Origin of the sequence: Streptomyces boncukensis (genome assembly GCF_011045075.1) — a bacterium.
Classification (GTDB): domain Bacteria; phylum Actinomycetota; class Actinomycetes; order Streptomycetales; family Streptomycetaceae; genus Streptomyces; species Streptomyces boncukensis.
Map to the genome: position 1 here is coordinate 1 of NZ_JAAKZZ010000403.1, position 6,955 is coordinate 6,955.

The following is a 6,955-nucleotide window of genomic DNA, read 5'->3' on the forward strand; positions in this document are numbered from 1 at the left end:
GCTTCAACCGCCTCAAGCAGTGGCGCGGCATCGCGACCCGCTACGACAAGACCGCCGAGTCCTACCAGGGAGCCGTCGCCCTCGCCTCGCTCCTGATGTGGACGTGACATTTGAAGACAACTCCTAGTCCGCCGTGTCCTCGCGGGCCACGCGCTGGGCTGTGCCCAGCGCGTCCTGCGGGCTCTGCGCGCCGGAGAGCGCGTTCTGGAACGCCGTCCACAGCTGCTCGGAGATCAGCGGATAGTCCGTGCCCAGCCCGCCGCTGGTGCGCCCGCGCGCCGTGCGTACGGCCTCGACCCACGGCGCCAGCGCCGGGTTCTCCCGCACCTGCCGCTCCTGGACGGCGCGGACGGGCGCGACATAGCTCAGCGCCGTGTCCGTGGCGAGCAGATTCCGCTCGCTGACCAGACAGCTCATGATCTTCTTGGTGGTGGCGTAGCGCGAGCCGTCCGACTGGATCGGCGCCGTGACGAACTCGCCGCCGGTCGCCGCGGCCGCGGCGCCGCCGCGGGCTCCGGGGACGGGGATGACGCCGTAGTCGATGCCGGACTCCTCGGCGTTCGCGAGCTGCCAGGTGCCGTTGAGGCCGAAGGCGTAGTCGCCGGTGGCGAACTCCTGCCAGGTGGAGGTCTGGTTGTTGTTGAGGACGGAGTTGGGCGCGTACCCCGCGTCGAGCCAGCCCTTCCACAGCTTCAGCGCGGCCTCGGCGCGCGGCGAGTCGAGCGCCCGCAGCTTGGCGCCGTTGCCCCAGAACCAGGGCAGGAACTGGAAGGTGCCCTCCTCGGTGCCCAGCGCGGAGAAGGTGATGCCCTTCTTGCCGGACGCCTTCACCTTCTGCAGCGCCCGGGTGAGGGACGCCCAGTCGGTGATGTCCCGCGGGGCGACGCCCGCGCCGCGCAGCACCTTCTTGTTGTAGTAGAGCGCGAGGGTGTTGGCGCCGATGGGGATGCCGTAGGTCCGGCCGTCGACCTGCCCGGCGGCGATGATGTTCCTCTCGTACGGCGAGATGTCCAGGCCGAGGCTCCGGGTGGTCTTGAGCGTCTCGGCCTCGACGAACGTCGAGACGACGGGGTTGTCCATCACCATCACATCGGGCGAGGTGCCCTGCTGGGCGGCGAGCAGCGCCTTGGTGGTGAGCTCGGTGCCGTCGAAGCCGGTGCGCTTGACGTCGACGCCCGCGCTCTTCCCGCAGCCCTTGACGAGCCTCACCCAGTCGGACTTGGCGTCGAACTGGGGGTAGGGGTCCCAGAAGACGTAGGTGTGGTCGTCGGCCTCGCTGTTCGCGCGGGCGCCCCCGCAGGCACCCAGCGCGGCGGCGGTGACGAGGGCCAGCGCGATGCGGAGCCCGCGTCTGCGGGGCGTCAACGGTCGGCCCTCACAGGGGTGACGGGGTCGATGCCGCGCTGGGTGGGACGTACGGCCGGGATGCTGCCGTCGGCGCCGAACCGGAGGCGGTCGAGGGCGACCTCGCGGTGGGTGCCGTCGCCGCCGGGGCGGGCGAAGCGGTGGTAGACGAGGTACCACTCGTCCCGGCCGGGGACCTGGATGACGGAGTTGTGGCCGGTGCCGAGGATCTGGTCGCCGGGGTCCTTGCTGAGCACCGGCCCGCCGGCCGCCTTGGTGAACGGGCCGAGCGGGGAGTCGGACACGCCGTAGGACACCTGGTAGTCGGGGCTGCGGGTGTCGTTCTCGGACCACATGGCGTAGTAGCGGCCCGCGCGCTTGAAGACCTTGGGGGCCTCGTTGTAGCCGGGCGGGGCGATGTTCTCCGGCGTGGTGGCGAAGGAGACCATGTCCTCCTTCAGCCGGGCGGCCTCGAACCCGCCCTGACCGAAGTAGAGGTAGGGCGTGCCGTCGTCGTCGACGAAGGCGGCGGCGTCGATGGACTGGTGGCCGAACTCGCCCTTTTTCACCAGGGGTTCGCCCAGCGCGTCGCGGAACGGCCCGGCCGGGCTGTCCGCCTTGGCGACGCCGATGCTCTGGCAGGCGGTGAAGTACAGCCAGTAGGTGCCGTCCTTCTCCACGATCCCGGGCGCCCAGGCGTTCGCGTCGCACCAGGAGACGTCCGCGAGGTCGAGCGCGGTGCCCTCGTTCCGCCAGTCGACGAGGTCGGGCGAGGAGAAGACGGGGAACCGGGTGCCGCTCCAGCCGGGGTGCCCGTCCTCCGTCGGATACATCCAGTACCGGCCGTCGGCGTACAGGATGTCGGGGTCGGCGTGGTAGCCGGGCAGCGCGGGGTTGGTGTCGCCGGGCCGCTCGGTGGCGGTCTCCCGGATCACGGTGCCCTGCCGCACGCTGCCGGAGAGGCCGGGCAGTTCGCGCTTGCCGCTCCAGTGCTCCAGGTCGTCGCTGTCGCTGTAGAAGTACTGTCCGGTCCGGTGCCCGTACAGGTAGATCCGGTAGCCGCCGTCCGGGAGCCGCACCACGGACGGGCCGCCCAGCTCGCCGCCCCACCCGGCCCAGTCGCCCTGGCCGGTGAGACGGTACGGGCCGGTCAGCCGGTCCGCGACGGCGTGCTCGACCTGGCCGTGCGTCACGTCGCTGGTGAACGCGTGGTAGCGGCCCCGGTCGTCCCGGACGAGCGCGGTGTCCACGAAGCCCTTCCCGTCTCCCCCGCCCGGGGCGAGGCCGCGCAGCGGCTCCGGCCCGCTCCAGCGGGTGAGGGTGTCGTCCCGCGCGGTGAGCACGTACGGCTGGAAGCCGGTGCGCTCCCCCGCGGACTGCGAGACGACGATCCGCACCCGGCCGTCCGGCGCGTCCGTGACGAACTCGGGCGCCCAGGTGTTGCTGCCCGGCGCGCCGGTGTCCACGGCGATGTCCGCGAGGTGCTTCCAGGACCGGCGGTCGTCGCTGACGGCGAGCCCGAAGGAGGTTCCGTCCCAGGAGCTGGTGTAGGCGACGTAGTACCGGCCGTGGTGCTTGACCACGCTGGGATCGCGCACCAGGCCACCGGAGGGCGGGGTGTACGCCTTCTCCTGGACGGTCCAGAAGTTCGCGGCGTCGTCCGAGGCGTAGACGCGCAGGTCGCGTTCGTCGGCGTCGCCGAAAGCGGTGAAGAGGTAGCGTGAGACAGTGCGGGACTGGCCCTCGCGCTCGACCGGCTGCTGCGCGGAGGCGGGCAGCGCGAACGCGAGGAGCGCGAGCAGGACGAACAGGGCGGGCAGCAGCAGGGCGGGACGACGCAGGGGCATGGACGCCTCTCAACTGGCCGGGATTCGCCGGGAGATTACGCAGCCCCTTCCCGCACGTCAGCCCCCCGCGCGCACACCCGAAACTTTCGTCAGCGGGACGCGACCGCTTCGAGGGTCATCGTGACCGTGTTCGAATACGGCAGGCGCGTCCGGTCTGGACCACGAGATCGAGGGTGGTGTCGATGTCCACGGAGGTGGTGGCGGGATTGATGGTGCACATACGCAAGGTGGTACGGCCGTGGACGCGAGTGGTCAGGATCACGGCCTGTCCGCTGGCGCAGACCGCCTCGCTGACCTCGTACTGCAAGCGATCCATGGCAGCGAGATCCGGCTCTGGCCCGGGGGGCTCGTAGGCGAAGGTGAGGATGCCGACGCCGGGCGGGGTGACGAGGCGGAGTTCGCGGTGGGCGGTGATCCGGTCGGCGGCGTGCTCGGCGAGGTCCAGACCGTGGTCGATGGCGCGGCGGAACGCGGTGGCTCCGAAGGTTTTCAGGGACAGCCACAGTTTGAGCGCGCGCAGGCCGCGGGACTGCTGGGGGCCGTAGTCGTCGAGGTTGATCTCGTCGCCCCGGGCGCGGGAGGGGCGGAGGTAGCCGGTGTCCAGGTGGTGCCGCTCCATGCGGAAGGTGTTCTTGAGGAGCGCGGGGTCGCGGACGAGGACGCACCCCGTTTCGTAGGGCTGGAAGAGCCACTTGTGCGGGTCGATGACCAGGGAGTCGGCGCGCCGCAGTGCGGGGCGCAGGTGGTGGCCGCGGGCGGTGGCGGCGTAGGCGGCTCCGTGGGCGCCGTCGATGTGCAGCCACAGCCGGTGGTCCCGGCAGATGTCCGCGAGTTCGGTGAGGGGGTCGATGGCGCCGGTGCTGGTGGTGCCGAGGGTGGCGACGACAGCGAAGGGACGCAGTCCGGCGGCGCGGTCCTGAGTCAGGCGTGCGGACAGCAGGCGGGGGTCGAGCCGGTGGCCGGTGTCCGGGGGCAGGGAGGTCAGCTGGGAGCGGTCGAGGCCCAGGAGGTGGGCGGCGCGAGCGATGGAGGGGTGGGCCTGGGTGGAGCAGTACAGGCGGGCGTCGGTGAGGTCACCGGCGAGGTGGTGGTCGCGGGCGGCGGCCAGCGCGGTGAGGTTGGCGACGGATCCGCCGCTGACGAACAGCCCGCCCCAGGTCTCGGGCAGGCCCAGCAGTTCGCACAGCCAGGACAGGGCGGTCAGCTCGATGCGGGTGGGCCCGGACCCGACGAGCCAGGCGCCGGGAACGCTCAGATAGGCCGCGGCCAGCAAGTCGGCCAGGGCTGCGGGGAAGTTGCCGGTCGTGGGGATGAAGGCCAGGCAGCGCGGGTGGTCGAAGCGGATCCCCAGGGGGAGCGCCTGCTGAGTGACCTGCTCGATGACCTCGGTCAGGTCGCGGCCGTCCTCGGGCAGCGGCTCGTCCAGCAGGGCCTTGAGCGCCGCGGGATCGGCCGTGGCGTGGGGGGCGGTGTGGCGTACCGACCGCAGACGTTCGACGACCAGGTCGATGGCCCGGTGTCCCGCGTTGCGCATATCGGCTGTGGGCAGGGCGAGTTCGCCCGGCCGGTAGGGCGCCTGCCCGGTCTCGTCAGGCATGGCGCCGCTCACCTGCGGGGCGGGGATCTGCTCGTACGAGGGTGCGGATCCGGTCGGTCCAGGCCGCCGCACGGGCACCGAGCGGGGGGCGTGTGGCGAGCGGGCAGACGCGCTCGCGCGCCTGGACGAGGACGAGTTCGTCGCCGGCGTGCACGGTGCCGGGGAGAGCATGCGGCCACAGCAGGGCGGTGTCGGCGGGAAGGTCGTTGAGCGCGACCGCCGGGGAGACGTGTGCGAGGCCGCAGGAAGCGGACAGGCGGTAGCAGCCCGGTGCGGGCACGGTGGCCAGGCGCCCGGTTCGGAGGGCGTGCACGAGGAACTGGCTCAGGGGCGTGGCAAGCTGGGCGGAGGAGCGCGTGGGCGGCAGGGTGGGCAGCAGGCAGGCGAGGACGTGCAGGCCCAGCGAGGGCAGCAGACCGGCTCGCGCCTCGGCGGCCTGGACGAGGGAGAGCACGGTCTGGAAGCGTGGGTTGATCTCGACCACCGCGACCTTGTCGCCGTCGACGAGCAGATCGAGGCCGAAGACCCCCCGGTAGCCATGCCGACGCAGTACGTCTCCGACCGCACGGGCGCACGTCCGGGTCCGCGTGTACAGCCCGCCGGGCAGATCCCGCGGGGCGAGGAGCTGGTTGCCGCAGTGCGTGCCCCACCCCGGAGTGAGCTCCGGCAGACCCACCAGCTGGTGGGAAACGGCCGAGACCACGGTGCGGTCCGCCGCCGCGCAGGCGCTCACGGTCAGGGACATGCCGGGCACCAGGCGGCTGAGCCTGAGGGCGCGTCCGCGCCAGCGCTCCAGGGCCGCCGTCAGCTGCGCACGCTCATGGAGCGCGACGGTGCCCTGGCCGATGAGGTTGTTCTCCCGGCGCTGCAGCACCGCTCGCTCCCAGTGTGCGGGCCAGTACGTCTCGGCGGGCTGCCGGCCGGTCGCGGGGATGAGGACGTGGTCGACCACCGCCACGCCGGCCTCGGCCAGCAGTGGCAAGGAGTCGATCTTGTCGGCGGCGCGGGCTGTCACGGCGGGCGACGGGGCCAGGAGCCGGTGCCCGTGCTGGGCGGCCCACTGGTGGGCGTGGTCGCCGTGCTCGGGAGCGAAGGCCACCGCCACGGCCCGCTCCGCGACGGAGGGCGCGGCTGAAGAGGTTGGAGGGGCTGGACGGGCGGGACGGGCTGGACGGGCTGGAGGCAAAGGGCCCAGCAGAGGTGAGACGGGCTCGTGGTGCAACCAGGGCACCGCAGGCTGGAAGGAGGCGGGGAGGAACGCCGACCGGTCCAAGAAGGCCACCTCGTCCACCAAGTCCTCCAGCGTGCGCAGACCTTCGGCGGCGTCGACGCCCTCCAGCGCGATCGTGTCCGCGGTGGCCGGTCTCATGGTGCGCTCCGCGGTGTGGTCCCTGCCTCCACAGGGGTGTGGCCGGGCGGCTGCAGGAGGCGACTCCGGTTGGTGTTGAGGCGGATGAGGGTGCGCAGAGCGTCGTCGTCGGTACCCAGCAACGACGGCTGGGCACCGACGAAGCGGGCGCAGATGCCGTGGTGCGCACCGTGGACCTCTGCGAGGGCCCCGCTCAACTCGTCGAGGGACGGACACCGGCCGGAGCAGGCTTCCCGGTGCGCGCGCCCCCAGGTACGGAGATGGCCGACCAGGGCACGATGGTCGGCGGACCACAGGCCGGAGAATCCGTCCAGGTCGCGCTGGGGCGGCGCCATGCTGGGCCGTACGAGATGACCGTAGGCGTGCGGGGAGAAGGAGGCGGTCAGCCGCATCGCGGCGGCACAGGCCGCCAGCAGGGTCGCCGCCCCGCGGGTGTCCCCCGGCGCGGGATGCGACGCGGTGCCGACAGCGGCGGCGCCGCGTAAGGCGACGACGGTGGCCTGAATGAGGGCGAAGAACAGCCGGTGCCCGGCCCTCCACCGCCCCAAGGGCGAATCGTCCACCCTGTCGGACGGCCCGGGTGGGGCCAGGCCGCAGACGGCCAGGCCCGCACGCACAGCGGGCTCGGTCGACTCCGGTGCGAAGGCCGCGACTTCACTGGTGGCTGAACGCAGGGCTTCGACCAGCGTGCCAACCGGTACGTCGGGAGTGCGGGCGATGCCGAAGTACCGGTCGTAGTCGGCTTCGCGGGCGTCGGCGAGCGGCCGGGCGACGCCCGGCCGCCGTACGGGGCGGGGG

General features: G+C 72.5%; 4 protein-coding genes and 2 pseudogenes. 1 reads left to right on the forward strand and 5 read right to left on the reverse strand.

The window, feature by feature from the left end; translation table 11 throughout:
* Positions 1 to 107, forward strand: a pseudogene (locus G5C65_RS28000) (IS5/IS1182 family transposase); the annotation flags it as partial.
* A 16-nt stretch (positions 108 to 123) separates the two neighbouring features.
* Here the strand turns inward: G5C65_RS28000 and G5C65_RS28005 are convergent.
* From G5C65_RS28005 to G5C65_RS28025, 5 genes and pseudogenes are all read right to left on the reverse strand, one after another.
* Positions 124 to 1,365: a sugar ABC transporter substrate-binding protein gene (locus G5C65_RS28005; protein WP_165301809.1), complete on the reverse strand. Its 1,242-nt coding sequence runs from the start codon at positions 1,363 to 1,365 to the stop codon at positions 124 to 126.
* Entirely contained in the window at positions 1,362 to 3,191 is a 1,830-nt protein-coding gene (locus tag G5C65_RS28010; protein WP_241266105.1) for a family 43 glycosylhydrolase, read from the reverse strand. Before G5C65_RS28010 ends, G5C65_RS28005 begins: the two co-directional genes overlap by 4 nt.
* Positions 3,192 to 3,306: 115 nt before the next feature.
* Positions 3,307 to 4,788 carry a pyridoxal phosphate-dependent decarboxylase family protein gene (locus G5C65_RS28015; protein WP_165301810.1) on the reverse strand — a complete coding sequence of 494 codons (1,482 nt, stop codon included), beginning with the start codon at positions 4,786 to 4,788 and terminating at the stop codon, positions 3,307 to 3,309.
* Positions 4,781 to 6,157, reverse strand: coding sequence for an ATP-grasp domain-containing protein (locus G5C65_RS28020; protein WP_165301811.1), 1,377 nt, complete (start codon positions 6,155 to 6,157; stop codon positions 4,781 to 4,783). Before G5C65_RS28020 ends, G5C65_RS28015 begins: the two co-directional genes overlap by 8 nt.
* Positions 6,154 to 6,955 (reverse strand): annotated as a pseudogene (locus G5C65_RS28025) (hypothetical protein); the annotation flags it as partial. The gene G5C65_RS28020 and the pseudogene G5C65_RS28025, both read right to left, overlap by 4 nt.